Source organism: Sphingopyxis sp. MC1 (genome assembly GCF_000371385.1).
In the GTDB taxonomy this organism is placed as follows: Bacteria; Pseudomonadota; Alphaproteobacteria; order Sphingomonadales; family Sphingomonadaceae; genus Sphingopyxis; species Sphingopyxis terrae.
Genome location: NZ_AOUN01000022.1, coordinates 82,061 through 101,413, shown reverse-complemented (window position 1 = coordinate 101,413; position 19,353 = coordinate 82,061). Strand labels below are relative to the sequence as shown.

Annotated in this window: 18 protein-coding genes and 1 tRNA gene; 9 read left to right on the top strand and 10 right to left on the bottom strand. The window is 64.3% G+C overall.

Going from position 1 to position 19,353, the window contains the following annotated elements; translation table 11 throughout:
- Positions 1-9 precede the first annotated feature (9 nt).
- Positions 10-85: transfer RNA gene (locus EBMC1_RS16470), tRNA-Ala, on the bottom strand.
- Positions 86-175: 90 nt separating this feature from the next.
- On the opposite strand from EBMC1_RS16470, the gene EBMC1_RS16465 reads away from it, so the two are divergent.
- Positions 176-1,192, top strand: a complete 1,017-nt coding sequence (locus tag EBMC1_RS16465; protein ID WP_003051465.1) for an NADP-dependent oxidoreductase — start codon at positions 176-178, stop codon at positions 1,190-1,192.
- Positions 1,193-1,222: 30 nt separating this feature from the next.
- Here the strand turns inward: EBMC1_RS16465 and EBMC1_RS16460 are convergent, their stop codons facing one another.
- Both EBMC1_RS16460 and EBMC1_RS16455 read right to left on the bottom strand, forming a co-directional pair.
- Positions 1,223-2,584 (bottom strand): DEAD/DEAH box helicase, encoded by a 1,362-nt coding sequence (locus EBMC1_RS16460; protein ID WP_003051464.1) that lies wholly within the window; start codon positions 2,582-2,584, stop codon positions 1,223-1,225.
- Between the two features lie 135 nt (positions 2,585-2,719).
- On the bottom strand, positions 2,720-3,250 hold the full coding sequence (locus tag EBMC1_RS16455) for a hypothetical protein (RefSeq protein ID WP_003051461.1): 531 nt from the start codon (positions 3,248-3,250) through the stop codon (positions 2,720-2,722).
- A gap of 177 nt (positions 3,251-3,427) precedes the next feature.
- On the opposite strand from EBMC1_RS16455, the gene EBMC1_RS16450 reads away from it, so the two are divergent.
- From EBMC1_RS16450 to EBMC1_RS16440, 3 genes are all read left to right on the top strand, one after another.
- Entirely contained in the window at positions 3,428-4,870 is a 1,443-nt protein-coding gene (locus EBMC1_RS16450) for an FAD-binding oxidoreductase (protein WP_003051458.1), read from the top strand.
- Positions 4,871-4,962: 92 nt separating this feature from the next.
- Complete coding sequence (locus EBMC1_RS16445) at positions 4,963-5,739, top strand: SapC family protein (RefSeq protein WP_003051455.1); 777 nt, start codon at positions 4,963-4,965, stop codon at positions 5,737-5,739.
- A gap of 12 nt (positions 5,740-5,751) precedes the next feature.
- Complete coding sequence (locus EBMC1_RS16440; protein ID WP_003051454.1) at positions 5,752-6,306, top strand: cytochrome b; 555 nt, start codon at positions 5,752-5,754, stop codon at positions 6,304-6,306.
- An 18-nt stretch (positions 6,307-6,324) separates the two neighbouring features.
- Here EBMC1_RS16440 and EBMC1_RS16435 read toward each other — a convergent pair whose 3' ends face one another.
- On the bottom strand, positions 6,325-6,534 hold the full coding sequence (locus EBMC1_RS16435) for a DUF1674 domain-containing protein (protein WP_051066455.1): 210 nt from the start codon (positions 6,532-6,534) through the stop codon (positions 6,325-6,327).
- A 55-nt stretch (positions 6,535-6,589) separates the two neighbouring features.
- Between EBMC1_RS16435 and EBMC1_RS16430 the strand changes: the two genes are divergently transcribed.
- Positions 6,590-7,885: an RsmB/NOP family class I SAM-dependent RNA methyltransferase gene (locus tag EBMC1_RS16430; protein WP_003051444.1), complete on the top strand. Its 1,296-nt coding sequence runs from the start codon at positions 6,590-6,592 to the stop codon at positions 7,883-7,885.
- 6 nt (positions 7,886-7,891) lie between these two features.
- Here EBMC1_RS16430 and EBMC1_RS16425 read toward each other — a convergent pair whose 3' ends face one another.
- Both EBMC1_RS16425 and EBMC1_RS16420 read right to left on the bottom strand, forming a co-directional pair.
- Positions 7,892-8,887: a glycosyltransferase family 2 protein gene (locus EBMC1_RS16425; protein ID WP_003051441.1), complete on the bottom strand. Its 996-nt coding sequence runs from the start codon at positions 8,885-8,887 to the stop codon at positions 7,892-7,894.
- Positions 8,888-9,070: 183 nt separating this feature from the next.
- The gene (locus EBMC1_RS16420; protein ID WP_003051438.1) at positions 9,071-10,789 is read right to left on the bottom strand and encodes a DUF885 domain-containing protein; all 1,719 of its coding nucleotides are present in this window, start codon (positions 10,787-10,789) and stop codon (positions 9,071-9,073) included.
- A gap of 128 nt (positions 10,790-10,917) precedes the next feature.
- On the opposite strand from EBMC1_RS16420, the gene EBMC1_RS16415 reads away from it, so the two are divergent.
- From EBMC1_RS16415 to EBMC1_RS16400, 4 genes are all read left to right on the top strand, one after another.
- Positions 10,918-12,207: an MFS transporter gene (locus tag EBMC1_RS16415; RefSeq protein ID WP_003051428.1), complete on the top strand. Its 1,290-nt coding sequence runs from the start codon at positions 10,918-10,920 to the stop codon at positions 12,205-12,207.
- Positions 12,208-12,339: 132 nt separating this feature from the next.
- On the top strand, positions 12,340-12,999 hold the full coding sequence (locus EBMC1_RS16410; protein WP_003051425.1) for an RBBP9/YdeN family alpha/beta hydrolase: 660 nt from the start codon (positions 12,340-12,342) through the stop codon (positions 12,997-12,999).
- A 5-nt stretch (positions 13,000-13,004) separates the two neighbouring features.
- Positions 13,005-13,925: a cysteine synthase A gene (cysK, locus tag EBMC1_RS16405; RefSeq protein ID WP_003051422.1), complete on the top strand. Its 921-nt coding sequence runs from the start codon at positions 13,005-13,007 to the stop codon at positions 13,923-13,925.
- Positions 13,926-13,943: 18 nt separating this feature from the next.
- Entirely contained in the window at positions 13,944-15,077 is a 1,134-nt protein-coding gene (locus EBMC1_RS16400) for a cell wall hydrolase (RefSeq protein ID WP_003051420.1), read from the top strand.
- A 79-nt stretch (positions 15,078-15,156) separates the two neighbouring features.
- Here the strand turns inward: EBMC1_RS16400 and EBMC1_RS16395 are convergent, their stop codons facing one another.
- The 4 genes from EBMC1_RS16395 to cysN form a co-directional block, all read right to left on the bottom strand.
- Positions 15,157-16,293 carry a zinc-binding dehydrogenase gene (locus EBMC1_RS16395; protein ID WP_003051412.1) on the bottom strand — a complete coding sequence of 379 codons (1,137 nt, stop codon included), beginning with the start codon at positions 16,291-16,293 and terminating at the stop codon, positions 15,157-15,159.
- Positions 16,294-16,373: 80 nt separating this feature from the next.
- Positions 16,374-17,117 (bottom strand): 3'(2'),5'-bisphosphate nucleotidase CysQ, encoded by a 744-nt coding sequence (locus EBMC1_RS16390; protein ID WP_003051408.1) that lies wholly within the window; start codon positions 17,115-17,117, stop codon positions 16,374-16,376.
- The gene (locus EBMC1_RS16385; protein ID WP_003051403.1) at positions 17,114-17,401 is read right to left on the bottom strand and encodes a DUF2061 domain-containing protein; all 288 of its coding nucleotides are present in this window, start codon (positions 17,399-17,401) and stop codon (positions 17,114-17,116) included. The genes EBMC1_RS16390 and EBMC1_RS16385 overlap by 4 nt, the downstream gene beginning before the upstream one ends.
- 3 nt (positions 17,402-17,404) lie before the next feature.
- A complete protein-coding gene (cysN, locus tag EBMC1_RS16380) occupies positions 17,405-19,306 on the bottom strand; it encodes a sulfate adenylyltransferase subunit CysN (RefSeq protein ID WP_003051400.1) in 1,902 nt (633 codons plus the stop codon).
- Positions 19,307-19,353 lie beyond the last annotated feature (47 nt).

The window sequence follows — 19,353 nt, the reverse complement described above, 5'->3', positions numbered from 1 at the left end:
AAAGGTCGCTGGTGGAGCCGAGGGGAATCGAACCCCTGACCTCTGCAGTGCGATTGCAGCGCTCTCCCATCTGAGCTACGGCCCCGCGACGGGGCGCTCTTAACGGGACTGGTTGACACTGGCAACGGCTTTTCTGACCATAGGAAATATCTTCGGATAATTGGGGGAACAATCGATGGCGAAGGCATGGCATCTGGTGCGTCGTCCGCAAGGATTGCCGACGATCAACGATTTTGCGCTGCACGCGCTTCCCGATCTGCCGCTCGAAACCGATCAGCTTCGCGTGCGCAATCACTGGCTGTCGGTCGACCCCTATATGCGCGGCCGGATGAACGATGCCAAAAGCTACGCCGCCTCCTTCCAGCTAGACCAGCCGATGACCGGCGGAGCGATCGGCGAAGTCGTCGAAAGCGCAATGGACGGCTTTGCGCCGGGCGACATCATCCTGCACATGGGCGGCTGGCGCGACGGCGGAACCATCGGGCTGGAGATGACGCCGACCAAGCTGCCTGCCGATCTGCTCGCCGCTGGCATGCCGCCCCAGACCTTTCTCCACAATATGGGGCTGACCGGGGGCACCGCGTGGATCGGCCTTCTCCGCATTGCAGCGGCAAAGCCCGGCGACACGGTTTTCGTGTCCGCCGCCGCAGGCGCCGTTGGCTCGGCGGTGGTCCAGATCGCCAAGGCGCGCGAGATGACCGTCATCGGCTCCGCCGGCGGCGAAGAAAAATGCGCCTGGGTCAAGGATCTGGGAGCCGATGCCGTTGTGGATTACAAGGCGGGCCCGCTTGTCCCCGCGCTTACCGAAGCGCTGGACGGCGTCGGCAAAAGCGGCATCGACGTCTATTTCGACAATGTCGGCGGCGATCATCTCGACGCGGCCTTCGCGGTCGCCAATGATTTCGCCCGCTTTGCCATCTGCGGCATGATCGACGTCTATAATGACGGAAAGCCCCAGGAAATGCGCAACCTGATCCGGACGATCCCAGCGCGTATCCGCATGGAGGGCTTTATCTATACCGACCAGTTCTTCGACTGCATGGAAGAATTCTACGCCGACATGGCAGGGCTGATCGCGAGCGGTGCGGTGACGATGCGTGAAACCGTGCGCGACGGAGTCGAAGCGGCGCCCGACGCGTTCCTTGGTTTGTTTTCCGGCGCGAATATCGGAAAGATGCTCGTCCGCGTCTGACGCGAACGCACCGCCAATCCGGGCCCGGTTTTAGCTACCGAAACCGACCGAAAGGAAGCCCGGCATCGGGCCGTTCCAGCCGTCGTCGGGTTCGTCGTCGCGAACCGGCTTCTGGCGCGGCGCATCGGGCGTCTTGCGTTCGGGGCGCCTGGATGCGCTGCTTTTGGATTCCGCGCGGGGCGCATCGTCCTTCGATTTCGGTTTCGCACCGCCGCGCCGGCTCTTCTTCGCTTGCGGCGGTTGCTTTTCCTCAATCTCTTCGGTGGGTTCCTGACGCTCGCCGCCCGCAAAGATATCGATCTTGTGGCCGGTCAGCTTCTGGATGTTGTCAACCGCCTCCGCATCGGACGGGCTGACGAGCGTGAAGGCCCGGCCCTTCGCCCCTGCCCGCCCGGTACGTCCGATGCGGTGGACATAGTCGTCGGGATGCCAAGGCGCGTCGAAGTTGAAGACGTGGCTGACGCCCTTCACATCGAGACCCCGGGCCGCGACGTCGGACGCGACGAGGATGTTGATATCGCCCTTTTTGAAGCGATCGAGTTCGGCAATGCGGCTCGACTGATCCATGTCGCCATGGATCTCGCCCGCGCGATAGCGGTAGCGTTGGAGCGATTTGGCGAGCTCACGCACGGTCGTCTTGCGATTGCAGAAGATGATCGCGGTGCTGATATCCTCTTCCTCGAGCAGCCCGCGCAGCGTTTCGCGCTTGCCGCGCTCGCTGGTCTTGACCAGGAACTCGGTAATATTGACGTTGGTGCTCGCGGGCCGCGCGACTTCGATCGTCTTGGGATTCGACAGGAATTTGTCGGCGAGCTTCTTGATCGGCGGCGGCATCGTCGCCGAAAAGAGCAAGGTCTGGCGATTCGCCGGCAGCTTGGTGCAGATATTCTCGATGTCCGGAATGAAGCCCATGTCGAGCATCCGGTCCGCCTCGTCGATGACGAGGAGGTCGCAGCCGGTGAGCAATATCTTGCCGCGCTCGAACAGGTCCATCAGGCGGCCCGGCGTCGCGATCAGCACATCGACGCCCCTTTCGAGCGCCTTGATCTGATCGCCCATCTGGACGCCGCCGATGAGCAACGCCATCGAAAGCTTATGATATTTGCCGTATTTTTCGAAATTCTCGGCCACCTGCGCCGCAAGTTCGCGCGTCGGTTCGAGGATCAGCGAGCGCGGCATCAGCGCGCGGGCGCGGCCATGCGCCAGAATGTCGATCATCGGCAGCACAAAGGATGCTGTCTTGCCGGTGCCCGTTTGCGCGATGCCGATAATGTCGCGCATCATCAGAACCGAAGGGATGGCGCCCGCCTGGATCGGTGTCGGTTCGTCATAGCCCGCTTCGGTCACAGCGCGCAAAAGTTCGTCGGAAAGGCCGATGTCGGCAAATTTCATAAGGTCATCATGTCCGGAAAAATGTTGTAGCACGGCTTCCCACGCCAGCCGTTGCTGCCGCGCCCCTAGGGGAAGTGGCGGTGAAAAGTCAAGAAAAGCCGACCGATCTGGCCGAAAAATCGCGCGCCGCCCCGCTCAGTCGTCGTCGCGCGCCACCGGTACGAGCAAGCGAAACTCGTCTACCTCGCACTTTGCGCCGGTCCGCGCATGGATTTCGTCACGGCCTTTGCACAGCTGCCCGTCCTTGTTTCCCTTCATGTAGAATCCGGCATAGAAGTCGAGCGCCCGGCAGCCGCGGTTCAACTGGGCACGCAGCAACTGCTTCTGGCGGGTGATCAGATCGATGCTGTCGCGCTGCACTGCCTCCATCCGCACGATGTTCTTCATCGCGACGCAGCGCGGCCCCTTCTTTTCCTTCCAGACCACCTGCGCTTCGCGCGGATGAACGGGCGGTGGCGGCGGCGCGGGGGCTGCGAAATTATTGATCGGACTACGCTGTGCCGGAACACGGATGATGATCTGCTGCTCGATCACGACCTGGAAAAAGCCGACATCAGGGGGAGCAATGGCGGGCATGGACGCCTCCACCGGCGGCAGCGTTGCCGCGATGGGCACGTCCGACGCGGGCGCAGCCGCCGCGACCAGCAGGGCCAGCGCCGTCACCATGGATGCGCCCGCTCCGCATCACTGTGCCAGGCCATGGCGTTCACCCGATACTCCCGTTCACTGCAAAGCCCCACAAGGTGGCAATTCATCTGCCAACCCTTTAACGACCATGATTGAACAGCAAATGAATTGATGTCGACCCCTATTGCGCGCCCGCGCCCCAACGAGACGCCCTGCATGACCCAACCGCCCTCCGCCGACCTGCTCAACCACCTCGCCGATCTGCTGGGCCCCAAGGGGTTCAGCCGCGATCCGGACGATATGGCACCCTGGCTCACCGATTGGCGCGGCCGTTATCGAGGCCAAGCGGCCGCCATGCTTTCCCCGGCCAATCGTGACGAGGTCGCCGCAGTCGTCAGGCTCTGCGCGGCGGAGCAGGTTGCCATCGTCCCGCAAGGCGGAAACAGCGGCATGGTTGGTGGCGCAACGCCCGACGCGACGGGCAACCAGCTTCTGCTCAGCCTGCGGCGCATGAACCGGATCCGTGATATCGACGTCGCCGCCGGATTGGCGATCGTCGAAGCGGGGGTCGTGCTCGAACATCTGCATGGTGCAGCCCTTGCGCACGGACTGCGCTTTCCGCTCACCCTCGGCGGCAAGGGGTCAGCGACGGTCGGCGGGCTGGTTTCGACCAATGCCGGCGGAACGCAGGTGTTGCGGTTCGGAACGATGCGGGCGCTGGTCGAAGGCGTTGAGGCGGTTCTGCCCGACGGCGAGCTTCTCGACGCGCTGGCCCCGCTCAAGAAGGATAATCGCGGCTATGACCTGCGGCATCTGTTTTGCGGCGCCGAGGGCACGATCGGCGTCGTCACCGCCGCAACGCTGCGCCTCGTCCCCGCCGCCGCCGCGCGCTGCACGGCGTGGATCGGCCTTGCTTCGCCCGACGATGCGCTGCGCCTCCTGCGCCGGCTCGACGCCGCGCTCGGTCGCACGCTCGAAGGCTTTGAACTCATCCCCGACGCCTGCCTGCAGGCCGTGCTGCGCCATATTCCGCAGACCCGCGCGCCGCTCGCTGCCTCCGATCCCTGGTATGCGCTCGTCGAGCTGGCCGGTGATGATGGTGATGCGTTGACCGAAGCGCTGGAATCATCGCTGGCAAAGGCACTCGAGGACGGGCTGATCCGTGACGTCGCGATTGCCAAGAGCGAAAGCGAAAGCGAGCAATTCTGGCGCCTGCGCGATTCGATCTCGGAGGCCGAGCGCGCCGAAGGTCCGGCCCTCCAGCATGACGTCAGCGTTCCAGTCGATCGGATGCCGCAGTTCATTGCGGAAAACCCCGCGCGCCTCGATGCCGCATTTCCGGGTACCCGGGTGCTGTCCTTCGGCCATCTTGGCGACGGAAACGTCCACCATCATGTTCAACCGCCAGCGAGCGTCGACGGTCGTGCATGGCTCGCGGCGCATGGTGAGGACGCAAGCCGGATCGTCTACACCCACGTACTCGAACTCGGCGGCTCGATCTCGGCCGAACATGGTATAGGGCAGATGAAGCGCGACATGCTGGCCGAACTCGACAGCCCCGCCCGCCTCGCCGCGCTGCGTGCGGTGAAAGACGGACTCGATCCGCGGGGGCTATTCAATCCCGGCAAGTTGGTCGCCCAGAAGGCGCCCTTGGCCTAACGCCCCTTGCGCCGCGCCGCGCCTGCCAATAAGGCGCGCGATTATTCCTTTCGCCCTCGATCCCTTTGGGGGCGCCAATCCGGAGTTTCATCATGGCCACAGCGCCCGCCAACAACCTGCCGCTTTTCTATGGCGACCTCGTTCCGCTTTCGAGCGTCGATCACGTCGATTTCCACGCCCGTCCGCTCGCCGAAGCGAAGTTTCTCGTCGGCCAGCATGCGATTCCGCTGACCGCCGACGAATTCACCTCGGCTTGCCGCTTCTTTCCGATCATCTTTTCGGCTGGCGACAATCCGGTTCCGCTGGCGCTCATGGGCCTCAACGAAGGCGTCAACGTCTTCGTTGACGACGAAGGCAAGCTGAAGAATCCGGTTTATGTTCCGGCCTATATTCGCCGCTACCCCTTCCTTCTCGCGCGCCTCAACCCGGGCAGCGAAGAATTGTCGCTCTGCTTCGACCCGACCTCTGGCGCGGTCGGCAAGTTCGACGAGGGCGACGCCCTGTTCGTTGACGGCCAGCCGAGCGAGCAGACCAAAGCCGTGCTCGATTTCTGCCGCAACTTCGAAGAAGCCGGGCAGCGCACCGGCATGTTGGTCGACGAACTCAAGAAGGCCGACCTGCTGATGGACGGCGAAGTCGCCATCCAGCCCGACGGTTCGGACAAGCCCTTCGTCTATCGCGGTTTCCAGATGGTCGACGAAAACAAGCTGCGCGAACTGCGCGGCGATGTGCTGCGCAAGCTGATGCAGAACGGCACGTTGCCGCTCATCTATGCGCACCTGCTTTCGCTCCAGCTGATGCGCGACATCTTTGCCGAACAGGTAAAAGCTGGCAAGGTGCCGGCAATGACGGACGCCCCCGTCGCCTAAGGAGAACGCGATATGGCCACCCTCGCCGATGCCGGATCGACCGCCGACCCGCGCTATACGAAGGTGGCCATATGGCTGCATTGGCTGATCGGCCTTTCGGTCATCGTCAATATCGGCCTTGCGATGCTGACCGAAGGTCTTCCGCGCGAAGCGCATCGGGAAGCGATGAACATCCACAAGGCGCTGGGGATAACGATCCTCGTGCTGACCGCGCTGCGCATATTGTGGCGCCTCGGGCACAAGCCTCCGCCGCTTCCCGCCGGAACGCCCGCATGGCAGCGTCCGGTCAGCAAGATCCTGCATTTCCTGTTCTATCTGCTGCTGATCCTGCTGCCGCTGTCGGGCTGGGTCTGGATGTCCGCCGCCGATCGGCCGATCGACTTCTTCGGATTGTTCACCGTGCCGTCGATCGCCGCGCCGTCAAAAGCGCTCGCCGACACGCTGCACGAACGGCACGAACTTTTGGGCATCACCATGCTCGTGCTCGTCGTCATCCACATATTGGCGGTGCTGAAGCATCAATATGTGGACCGTACGCGCCTAATGGGCCGGATGAACCCCTTCTGACCTGCGCACGGCGGCCGATCAGAAGTCGATCGCCAGACCCTTCAATTCCCAGTCGCCATAGCGTACCGGGTTGCGGCCGCCGGGCTGCGCCTCCGCGGCGTCTTCGATAATCGGCTGCGGCTTGGGCAGCGGTTCGTTGGTCCAGTTTGCGGGCGGTTTGACATCGCCCGGACGCTTGGTCGCGCGGGGCGTGCCGCCGATGTGGTCGGATTGAGGGTCGTGCGCCATGATGAATCCGATATAGGACGTTGTGATGAAGAACGCCAATGATAGCCGACCGAAAATGCCCGAGCGCCGCGGACGCCGGCCACGAGGCGGCGAAAGCGAGCCTGCCGGCACCGCGCCGCGCCGCGCCGCCCTGCGCCTGCTCGACGCAGTGCTGCGCCGCGGCGAGGCGCTCGACGTTGCGGCGCATGCCGCCACGCAGGGCCTCCCGCCGTCCGACCGGGCCTTTGCGATCGCGATCGCGTCGGAAACGCTGCGCTGGATGGTCGACATCGATGCGCTGATAGATAGCGCAACGCCCCAGCCGCTGCCCGAGGACGTGAAGTCGCGTGCCGTGCTGCGGCTCGCGCTCGCCCAATTGCTCGCGCTCGGCAGTCCGCCGCATGCGGTGGTTGCCACCGCGCTGCCGCTCGTAGCGGGTGGGCCGCGGCGACTGGTTCACGCGCTTCTGTCGCGCGCGCAGCAGGACGCGTGGAAACTACCCGAGCGCGCGAGCCTGCCGCCCGCGACGGCGGCGCGCTGGCACGATGCCTGGGGCGCCGAGACGGTTGCCGCGGCCGAACATGGCTGGAGCGCACCGCCGCCGATCGACCTGAGCTTTGCAGCCGAGCCCGACGCCGCGGGATGGGCCGAAGCCCGATCGCTCGCACCGCGGCACTATCGCCTGCCGCGGGGCAGCGCGGTCGAAGACCTGCCCGGCTTCCGCGATGGCGGCTGGTGGGTGCAGGATCTTGCCGCCAGCATCCCGGCCCGCCTGCTTGGTCAGGGCAATGGCCGATCGGTGTTCGACCTGTGCGCCGCGCCGGGCGGAAAGACGATGCAACTCGCGGCGGCAGGCTGGACGGTGACCGCCGTCGACACCAGCGCGCGCCGGCTCGAACGACTGACCGACAATCTGCGCCGGACGCAGCAGACCGCGGAGATTGTTCAGGCTGACATCCGGCGCTGGGAGCCGGACGCACAGGCCGATGCCGTGCTGCTCGACGCCCCCTGTTCGGCAACCGGCATTTTCCGCCGCCATCCCGATGTGCTGCACCGCATCGAAGACCGGCAGATCGACGAGCTTGCCGCGCTGCAAGGCGAGTTGCTCGCGCGCGCCGCCGGTTGGGTCAAGCCGGGCGGGTCGCTCGTCTATGCGACCTGCTCGCTGGAGCGCGCCGAGGGGGAGGAGCAGATCAAGGCGTTTCTGGGCACCAATTCGAAATGGCAGATCGACCCCGTACTGCCTGACGAACTGCCGCAGGGCGTAACGCCGGATGCGATGGGCTGCGTCAGAACCTTGCCGGGGATGCTGGCCGATGTGGGCGGGCTCGACGGCTTTTTCGTGGCGCGGCTGCGCGCGCCGTCAACCTGACGCGCGTCAGACGAAAACCCCGGCGACGAGCGAACTCGCCAGCCGGAACGCCCGATCGACGCGCCGATTGACGAGGCAGCGCACCACCGTACGGGTCGCGGCCTCCAGCCGCACGCCGCTCGCCAGCCGCTTGCAATAGTCGACGAACTCACTGTCGGCCATGCTGGCAACAGCATAGCGGCGCGCGGCGATGATATCGGTCTCTACCATACGTCCGATGCCGGGCTTTTTGAGCAGCGCATCGAGATCGACGAGCGCCGGCAGCCGCGCCATGTCGCGGAAGGGATCCGGGGCGCCCGTCTTGCGCACCAGATGCGCGAGCCGGGCATAGGCGGCCTGTTCGGTCTGCTGCGCGTTGTTGGCGACGCTCATCTGTTCGGGCGACCGGCGATAGAGCAGCAGCGTGTCCGGCAGATTGTCGATGTCGGCAATCTCGGAGAGACGCAGGAAGAGGTCGTAATCCTCGCAATAGCCGAACGCCGGGCGATAGAGCCCGGCCTTTCGCAGCGCATCGGTGCGGAACATCACGGTCGGATTGGCGACCGCAGGCCGCAGTTCGAGTTCGGCGCGCACGTCATCGCAGCCCACCGGTTGCCGGAAATGACCGCTCCGTCGGCGCCCGCCATTGTCGATCTCGACATATTGCCCACCGAGCGCACCGAGTGTCGGCGTGCGATCGAAATGCGCCAGCTGCAGCGCGAAACGGTCGGGCAGCGAGATGTCGTCGGCATCCATACGCGCGACGAAGGGCGTTTCGACCAGCCCAAGCATCCGGTTCATGCTCGCAACGATGCCCTGATTGGACTGGCGAATCAGTCTGATCCGCCGATCGGTCGCCGCCTTGCGCGCGGCGATGTCCCCCGACGCGTCGGTCGAACCGTCATCGACGATGTAAAAGACAAAATCGCCCATCGTCTGGGCCAAAATGCTGTCGATCGCCGCTTCGACGAAGCGTGCCGCATTATACATGGGCATGACGACGCTGAGCCGCGATGCAGACATGTGGACCGACTTTCAAAAAGCCAGTCAGCTGATTGGGGCAACTGCTGGGACGATATCGATTCGCCATTATCCGCGCCCGGCAGGGCCGTCAATTTGGCTTAACCATGTCCCGGCAGCCCCAAATTGGGGCAGGTCGGTGCCGGCCAACCAACGGTCGGCCGGCACCTTATGCGCTGAATGCGATCAGAAAACCGCCTTCGGGCTCGCTTCCTTCATCATCGCTGCGCGCACCATCGGGATCGGCGGACCGCCGTAGGAAAGGAATTCGTCGTGGAAGGCTTTCCACTTCGTCTTGTCTCCCTTGGTCCAATCCTGGCGCAGCTTGCGGATCATGAGCTTGCCCATGGTGTAGTTGAGATAGAGCGGATCATAAGTACCACGCGCCGCCTGCTGCCGCGCGTTGCCCTCGTCCTGATAACATTGCTCCTTGAACAGCTTTTCCGAATCGGCGACCGTCATTCCCTTGGTGTGGAGACCGATCGCCGACAGGTAGCGGCAGTTACGCAACAGCGCGTTCGACAGCTGGCCGATGTGCGTTTCGGGGTCGCCATCGCCGAGCCCTGCGTCCCACATCATTTCCTCGGTATAATGCGCCCAGCCCTCGGCGAAGGCATAGCCGACGAACAGCTTGCCGAAGATGCTTTCCGCCCGGTTCGAATGCAGGAAATTGAGGAAGTGACCCGGCCAGACCTCATGGACCGAGGTGAAGAGCAGATCCTTCTTGCCCGGCACGAAGTCGAGCTGCGTCTGCGTGTCCCAGCTCGGGTCGGGCGGCGAGATGTAATAGACCGACGGCAGGCCCTTCTCATAGGGTCCGGGGATGTCGATATAGGCGCTGTTCTGCCGGTTGTAGGGCGGCGATTCCTCCACCTGCGCTTGTTCTGTGCCCGGGATCGATACCAGATCCTTTTCGACGAGGAAGGCGCGCAGCATCGGAAGCTGGCGCCGCGCCTCGGCCACCGGACCATCGGCGGGCTTGTCCGACCCCATCTTCTTCATGCAATCGGCGATCGTCATGCCCGCGGCATAGGTCGCGCACGCGGCCTTCAACGCATCCTGATTGCGCTTGAGGTCGGCCTGGCCGATCCGCTCGAGTTCGTCGAGCGGCGTGTCCACCGCTTCGTTCGTGAGCAGCATCTTCGAAAATTTGTCGGCGCCGAGCGCCCAGCCGTCGGCGCTGCCCGGCTGCGACGCCACATAGGCGGCAAGATCCTTCATCGCCGCGGCCGCCTTGGCCGCAACTTCGTCGAACTGCTTTTGCAGCGCCGGGTCCTTGACATCGGCAAAGGCGGCCTTGGCATCCCCGGTGTAATAGTCGGCAAAGCCACCGAAACCGGCGCTGCCATATTTGACGAAGGTTGCGGGCATCGGCAGTTTCAGATTGGCCTTGATTTGGGCAGCGGCGGCCGGAACCTTTTCGGCGTAGGAAATGAACGCCTTCATGCGCGTCGCCGGATCAGCATAGGGGCGCGAGATATAGACGTTGGGGTCGAGCTGCCCGACGTAGAAGGCCGGGTTTTTATGCGGGAAATCGGCGTCCTTCAGAAAGAAGAGCTGCCCCTGCGCGACATGGACGAGATAATCGCGCTCGAATTTCTCGGCATCGCTCATCTTGCCGTTGAATGCCTGGGCATCGGCGATCGTCTTTTCGAGGAAAGCGATCTGCTTCTGCAATCCGTCTGCCGACCAGTCGGGAAGCTGACCGTCGAACTCATGCTTGCCCTGATAGACCGCAAAATTGGGATTCAGCGGGAAATAGCCGGCAAGAAACTGGTCGCGAAATTCGATCCAGTTGGCGGCAGAGCCGGCGGACTGCGGCGCCTTTTCGGCGCTGCATGCGGCAAGCACGAGCAGCGCGCCGGCCATCGCCGCGCCGCCGAAGCGGGCAAATTTACGTGTCATTCGATGCGTCTCCCTTGATCGATGGCGACTGTCTGCCACCGCGTCCAACGGGCTGCACCCGATAATCGACGAACGGCGGCGACAAAGCATGCTGGACAGGCGCCAAAAGACGGTTAGGGCAAATCGCAATGGCCTCCTCCTCCTCCATCGACGGCCCGTCGAAGCCCCCCTCCCCGCTCAGTTTCGCCGATTATCGCTATTACTGGTTCGCGCGCTTCACCGCGGTCATGGCGACGATCGCGATGGTCGTCGTCATCGGCTATCAGCTCTATGATACAGCGCGCTCCAGCTATGGCATGTCGATCAAGGAGGCGTCGTTCCAGCTCGGCTTGCTCGGCCTCGTCCAGTTCATTCCGCTTGCCCTGCTGACCCCCGTCGCAGGTTGGGCCGCCGACCGTTTCGAACGGCGCCGCGTCGCGATCTTTTCCAACATGATCGACCTGACGATCGCCGCGACGCTCGGCTGGTTCACCTGGACTGAGGGACTGACGCTTCCGCTGCTCTTCACCCTCGCGGCACTGCACGGCGTCGCCCGCGTTTTTTCCGGCCCGGCGATGAGCGCGATCGCGCCGAATATCGTGCCGCCGGCAGTGCTGCCGCGCGCGATCGCGATGAGCAGCATCGCCTGGCAATCGGCGTCGGTCGTCGGACCGGCGGCGGGCGGCCTGATCTATGCCGTCCATCCCACATCGGTGTATATCTTCGCAGCCGCCTTGCTCGTCCTTTCGGCCTTCACGGTCAGCAGGGTCCGCCCGGTGCTACCGCCGCCTGCCGAAGTGCGCCGGCACCCGCTGCGCGAGATGGTCGATGGGCTGCAGTTCGTCTGGACCGAGCGCTTTCTGCTGGGCACCATAACGCTCGACCTGTTCGCGGTGATCCTGTCGGGCGCGACCGCGATGCTGCCCGTCTATGCCCGCGACATATTGCACACGGGGTCCGAAGGGCTTGGTTTTCTGCGCGCGGCCCCCGCGGTCGGCGCCGCGATCATCGCATTGGGCCTCGCGTGGCGGCCCATCGAGCGCAACGTCGGCGTCAAGATGCTGTGGGCTGTCGCGGCATTCGGCGCCGGGACGGTCGCTTTCGGCTTGTCGACCAACTTCCTGCTGTCGCTCGCGCTGCTCGTGGTCATGGGCGCCGCGGACATGTTCTCGGTCTTCGTGCGCGGGACGCTGATTCAGCTCAACACGCCCGACCATATGCGCGGCCGCGTCAGCGCGGCGTCGGGGCTCGCCATCTCTGCGTCGAACGAATTGGGCGAAATGCGCGCCGGCGCAATGGCGGCGGTGCTTGGCCCGGTGAGTGCGGTGGTCGTAGGCGGCGTCGCGGCGATCGGTGTTACTGCGCTGTGGGCCAGAATATTCCCCGAACTGAGGCACGCCCGGACTTTCGAGGCGCGGTTCGACCCGGCGAATGATTGAGCGCTGTTGATGGCGTTTCGGCGCAAAATCGCCCCGCTTTGTCCAGCACCTATTGTCAATGTATTTAATTGAGTTAAAACGGACGCACCCGTCACCGCGGCTTCCCTTCCCTCTCTCGATGGAACGACCGCCATGCACAGCTCGACAATCCGCCACAAAATTCTGACCATCCCGGGCCTCGACAACAGCGGGCCGGGTCACTGGCAAAGCCTGTGGGAACAGAAATTCCCCGATTGCGAACGCATCGACCTTGGCAATTGGAACGCGCCGACCAAGGGCGAATGGGTCCGCCGCATCGCCGACACGATCGCGACCGAGGACGCCCCCGTGCTTGTCGCGGCGCATAGCCTGGGATGCCATGCCTTCGCCCACTGGTTCGCCGGCGCCAGCGCTTTCGCGCGGACGCGGATTGTCGGCGCGCTGCTCGTTGCGCCGCCCGACCTCGCTTTGCTGCGCCGTAGCAATCGCATCACCGGATTCGATGATACCCCGGCCTTTTCGGCTCGAACTCCGATGATCGTGGTTGCAAGCGACAATGATCCCTACGCCAAGTCCGCGCATGTCTGGCGCCTGTCGCGCAAGTGGGACGCGCGCTTCGTCAATGCCGGCCCCTTCGGGCATATCAACGCCGACTCGGCGATCGGCGACTGGCCTTATGGACAGTATCTGCTGGCGTCGTTACAACCCGCTCCGACGCCCGCCCTGGCCGACGAAAGGCTGTGGGTCCGCGCCGGAGACTGGCCGAACCGGGTGCGCCGCGATCCGCGCTTCGACTTCAAGGAAAGTGCATAGAGACGATGAAAGCCAATTCGATCCTCGAAACCATCGGCAACACGCCGCACATTCGCGTCGCGAAGCTGTTTCCCGACGCCGAAGTCTGGGTGAAGTCCGAACGCGCCAATCCGGGCGGGTCGATCAAGGATCGCATCGGGCTGGCGATGATCGAAGCGGCCGAGCGCGACGGCAGCCTGAAACCGGGCGGCGTCATCGTCGAGCCGACGTCGGGCAACACCGGCATCGGCCTGGCGATGGCCGCCGCGGTCAAGGGGTACAAGCTGATCCTTGTCATGCCCGAAAGCATGTCGCTCGAACGCCGCCGCCTGATGCTCGCCTATGGCGCGACATTCGACCTGACGCCGCGCGAAAAGGGCATGAAGGGCGCCATCGAGCGGGCGATCGAGCTGGTCGAAACGACCCCCGGTGCCTGGATGCCGCAGCAGTTTGAGAATGAGGCGAACATCGACGTCCATGTCCGGACCACCGGCCCCGAAATCCTGAACGATTTCAAGGACACGCCGATCGACGCGCTGATTACCGGCGTCGGCACCGGCGGACACATTACCGGCGTTGCGCAATTCTTGAAACAGCATTGGCCCAATCTGAAGGTCTATGCCGTCGAACCCGTTGCTTCGCCGGTCATCTCGGGCGGCCAGCCTGCTCCGCATCCGATCCAGGGCATAGGTGCCGGCTTCATCCCGCGTAACCTGCATACCGATCTGCTCGACGGCGTGATCCAGGTCGATGCCGCCGATGCGAAGGAGATGGCGCGGCGCTCGGCGACCGAGGAAGGGATGCTCGTCGGCATCTCGTCGGGCGCGACGCTGGCGGCGATCAAGCAGAAGCTCGCCGAGCTTCCGGCGGGCAGCCGCGTCCTGGGCTTCAACTATGACACCGGCGAGCGCTATCTGTCGGTGCCCGACTTCCTGCCGGAGATCTGAGCAGCAGCCATGCTCCCAATGGAGCATCCGGATACGACGCAGAACCCGCGCGAATGGCGCGGCTGGCTGTTCGCGCTTTTGAGCTTTGCGGCGATTGCGGCGGTGCTGCATTTCAGCGGACAGACGAGCCGCCCGCTGCCGGTGATGCCGCACCCCGTTGCGCCGCCCGCCAACGTCGTGCCCGACGTCCAGCCGATGGAGTTCGCCCCGGTTACCGAGCAGGACGCGCGTGCCGAAAATGCGCGCATAGCCTTTGTGACCAAGGGCTTCGTTGCAGCGCGCCCATTCGTCTATCCCGGCGCGGGCGAGGCACGCGACCGCGCCCGCGACTGCATGGCAGCGGCGATGCTTTACGAGGCCGGCGACGATAGCAAGGGACAGCTTGCGGTCGGTCAGGTTGTCATCAACCGCGTCCGCCATCCCGCCTTCCCCAAGACGATCTGCGGCGTCGTATTCCAGGGATCGGAACGCACCACCGGCTGTCAGTTCACCTTCACCTGCGACGGCGCGCTCAATCGCCGCTATTCAGATGCCGCATGGACGCGCGCGCGCAGCAATGCCGATCGCATGCTCGCCGGACTGATTGATCCGAAAGTCGGGCTGGCGACGCATTATCACACCGACTGGGTGCGCCCCTATTGGAGCGACAGTCTGGAAAAGATCGCGAGCGAAGGCACGCACCTCTTTTTCCGCTGGCCCGGTTTCTGGGGAACGCCCGGCGCGTTCCGCGGCGCGGTGTCGGCGAACGACGCGCCGATTGCGAAGATGGCGGGCCTGTCCCCCGCCCATGCGCTTGCCCTCGCGCCGCCAAGCGATCTTGCCGACGCCGCCGCCAGCATTGGCCCGGTCAAGTTGGTAACGGGCGCCGGAGACGCGGTCGGGCGCGATACCATCTATGTCCAGCTCGACCGCCGCGCGACACCCGAAAGTTTCGTCACGCTCGCGCTGCGTCTTTGCGGCGAACGCCCCTATTGCAAGTTCATGGGCTGGACCAACCCGGTCATGAAGCCCGACAGCGACGCGATGAACGACATGCAGCGCGCGGCGATGAGCTTTTCCTATCTGCGCGACGAAAAATCGGGCTTTGAAAAGGCGCTGTGGAACTGCAGCGAATATGCGCGCGACGACACGCGGCAGTGCATGAAGCGCTGAGCGAAGCGATCCAGCCTGGTTCAATCAACCCCGGATCACTTCGCTCGCAGTGCTGCAGCCCGTTTGAAGGCTCCAGCGCTCAACCATGCGGGCGGATCAGATATTTCTCGCCCGTGCGCTTGGCATTATAGGCGTTCGCGACGTCGAGGTTGAGCGCATCGGCCAGCGAAATCTGGTGGCTGTAATGGCTCTTGAAGGTCGTCGTCAGCTCGTCGACGACACGCTGACGCATCCGCATCGCCGTCTCCATCCCCGCCTTTTGCAGGAAGGGCGTGAGCAGGAAGCCCGAGAGCGACCAGCTGAAGCCGAAGCTGCGGTTGAGCAGCGTCGGGCCGAGGTCGAGCGCGCCGTAGATATAGACCTGTTTGAAAGTGTCCGAGCCATAGCGGCTGTAGCTCGTCATGCGCTTGACCGCCGCCGCTTCCATCGCCGCGAGAATCTGGCCCGCAAGCTTGCCGCCGCCGATCGCATCGAAGCCGATCGTGGCGCCGGTTTCGGTAATCGCGGCGACGAGTTGGTCGACGAAATCATCGTCGCTGCTATTCACGATATGCGTCGCACCGATGCCCTTCAGCAATTCGACCTGCGCCGCGCTGCGCACGATATTGACCAGCGGGATATTGTCCTTGGCGCAGATCTTGACGAGCATCTGGCCGAGGTTCGACGCCGCGGCGGTGTGAACGATCGCGCTATGCCCCTCCATCCGCATCGTTTCGGTGAAAGCGAGGCTGGTCAGCGGATTGACGAAGCAGGAGGCCCCATCGACCGGATCGGTGCCATCGGGCAACGGCATCGTCATCTGGACGGGAAGGCACCGATATTCGGCATACATCTCGCCGCCAAGCAGTGCGACGGTCTTGCCCATCAGCGCCTGCGCCTCCGGAGAGGCCCCCGCCTTGACGACGACGCCGCACCCTTCGTTGCCGATCGGGAGCGCATCGCCGATCCGGCTCGCCATCGCGCGCATGCCGGGCGGCGGAATATCGGCCGTAATCATCGGCAAGCCATCGCGGGTGCCGGCGCGCGCGCTGCTCATGTCGGCCCCACCGAACAGCAGGCCAAGGTCGGACGGGTTGATCGGGGTGGTGAGAACCTTCACCAGTACCTCGTGCGGCTTGGGCTCGGGCATTGGGCGGCGTTCGAAATAGACTTCGAGCTCGCCCTCCGGCTTGGCGAGCGTCAGCATCGTCAGATTGGTTTCGGGCAAATCGGTCATCGCACGTCTCCCTTGGCGTAATTTGGTTTCTCGATGCAACGGGTTAGGGCGAAGGGCCGCCGCTGGCAATGCCGCCCGGTTCAGCCGGGCGAATATTCCGACGCGAGGCGCAGCACCTCGTCTGCCAGTTCGCGGCGGCAGATGAGCAGGTCGGGCAGATAGGTATCGGCATTGTTGTAGCGCAGCGGCGAGCCATCGACGCGGCTGACGTGCAGCCCCGCAGCCTGCGCAACCGCAACGGGCGCGCAATTGTCCCATTCATATTGGCCGCCGGTGTGCAGATAGATGTCGGCCTCGCCGCGCACCACGGCCATGGCCTTCGCTCCGGCCGAGCCCATCGCAAGCAGTTCCGCGCCCATCCGTTCGGCGACCTGAACCGCCTCGGCAGCGGGGCGGGTGCGGCTGACAAGCATCCGCAGCGGCTCGTTGGCAGGCGCCAATGCGGTCGGCGCGCCCGAGGTCAGCGTCAGCCCGAGCCCTGGCAACGCGACCGCGCCGACGCTGGCGACGCCATCGATCGCGAGCGCGACATGCACCGCCCAGTCGGACCGGCCCTCGCCATATTCGCGCGTGCCGTCGAGCGGATCGACGATCCACACGCGGTGACTGGCAAGTCGCGCCGGATTGTCCTTTTCCTCTTCTGACAAGATCGCATCGTCGGGACGCGCCGCGCGAAGTTCGCGGCAGAGCATCGCGTTGGCGGCCTCGTCACCCGCCTGCCCCAGCACCTTGCCCGCAAGATCGCCCGCCGCGCGCAGATCGAGCAGGATACGGCCGGCGGCGTCGGCGAGCCGCGCCGCCAATTGTTCGTCATTCTCGGTCATGGCTGCGTGCCAGAGCCGTCGCCGCCGCCTTCGTCAAGTCTTTCGGCTCCCGGCTCGCGCGGCGTCTTGTCCATGCCCCAGGTCACGCGGCTCCACGCGCGTTCATGCACATAATAGAGCAGCATCTTGGTCAGCACTTCGGTGCTCGCAATTGCGCCGGCGGCCTTCACATTGGCGGTGAAGATGTAGCTGAGGATGAAGGTGTCGATGCTGCCCAGAGCGCGCCAGCTGACCGCCTTGGCGAAAGATCGGCTGTGCGCCTCGCGGCCCCGGAACAGCAGCACCGGTTAGCCCAGCAGCCGTTCGACGATGAGGTCGGCGGCCTCCTCTGCCGTCATCGCGGTCGTGTCGATGCGAATCTCCGGCGCCTCGGGCGCCTCATAAGGGCTGTCGATGCCGGTGAAATTCTTGAGCTGACCCGCCCGTGCCTTCTTGTAGAGGCCCTTGACGTCGCGCCGTTCCGCCTCGGCCAGCGGGGTGTCGATAAATATTTCGAGAAACTCGCCCTCGGGTAGCATCGCGCGCACCATTTCGCGCTCGGCGCGGAAGGGCGAGATGAAGGCGGTGATGACGATCAGCCCGGCGTCGGTCATCAGCTTGGCAACCTCGCCGACGCGGCGGATATTCTCGATCCGGTCGGCTTCGGTGAAGCCCAGATCCTTGTTGAGCCCGTGGCGGACGTTATCGCCGTCGAGCAGGAAGCTGTGCCGGTTCATCCGGTGCAGCTTCTTCTCGACAAGGTTCGCGATCGTCGATTTGCCCGACCCCGACAGGCCGGTAAACCACAGCAGCGCCGGCCGCTGGTTCTTCAGGTTCGCGCGCATGTCGCGATCGATGTCGCTCGCCTGCCAATGGACATTCTGTGCCCGGCGCAGGCTGAAGTGCAGCATCCCGGCGGCCACCGTCGCGTTGGTCAGCTTGTCGATCAGGATGAAGCCGCCGAGCGTCTTGTTGTCGGCATAGGCTTCGAAGGTGATCGGCTTGTCGGTCGACACCTCGACCACCCCGATCCCGTTCAAGTCCAGCGTCTTTGCGGCCAGCCGGTCGAGCGTATTGACGTTGATCTCATATTTCGGGGCCTGGACGGTCGCCGAAACGCTCTGCGTCGCGAGCTTCAGCCAATAGGCGCGGCCCGCAATCATCGCCTCGTCCGCCATCCAGACGAGCGTCGCTTCGAACTGGTCGGCGGCTTCGGGGGGCGCAGCGGCAGCTGCGATGACATCGCCGCGCGAACAATCGACTTCGTCCGCCAGCGTCAGCGTCACCGACTGGCCCGCGACTGCTTCATTCAGATCGCCATCAAGCGTAACGATCCGGTCGATCGTCGTCGTCTTCCCGCTCGGCAGGATACGGACGGCGTCGCCCGGCTTGACCTTGCCGCTTGCAAGCTGGCCCGAAAAGCCCCGGAAATCCAGATTCGGGCGGTTGACCCATTGAACGGGCATCCGGAAAGGCTTGGCTTCGTCGGCGGTGCCGCCGATCTCGACCGTTTCAAGATGGTCGACCAGCGCCGGCCCCTTGAACCAGGGCGTATTCGCTGACAGCGCGGTGATATTGTCGCCCTTGAACCCCGAGATAGGGATGGCGGTGAAATTGGTAATGCCGATCTCGCTCGCAAAGGCACGATAGGCAAGCGTGATGCGATCGAAGACCGCCTTGTCATAGCCGACAAGGTCCATCTTGTTCACCGCAAGCACGATATGCCGGATGCCGAGCAGGTGCGCGAGGAAGCTGTGGCGGCGCGTCTGCGTCAGCACGCCCTTGCGCGCATCGACGAGGATCACGGCAAGGTCGGCGGTCGACGCGCCGGTGACCATGTTGCGCGTATATTGCTCGTGCCCCGGCGTGTCGGCGACGATGAACTTGCGCTTTTCGGTCGTGAAAAAACGATAGGCGACGTCGATCGTGATTCCCTGCTCGCGCTCGGCGGCAAGCCCGTCGACGAGCAGCGCGAAATCGATCTCACCGCCCTGCGTACCGACGCGCTTGCTGTCGGCCTCGAGCGCGGCGAGTTGATCCTCGAAGATCATCTTGCTGTCGTAGAGCAGGCGTCCGATCAGCGTCGATTTGCCGTCATCGACGCTGCCGCAGGTGATGAAGCGGAGCAGCGACTTCCGCTCGTGACTCGCGAGATAGGCGTCGATATCCTCGGCGATCAGAGCGTCGGTGACATAGATGGGGTCGGTCATATTCTTACTTCGTCATTCCCGCGACAGCGGGAATCCCGCTTCGTCCG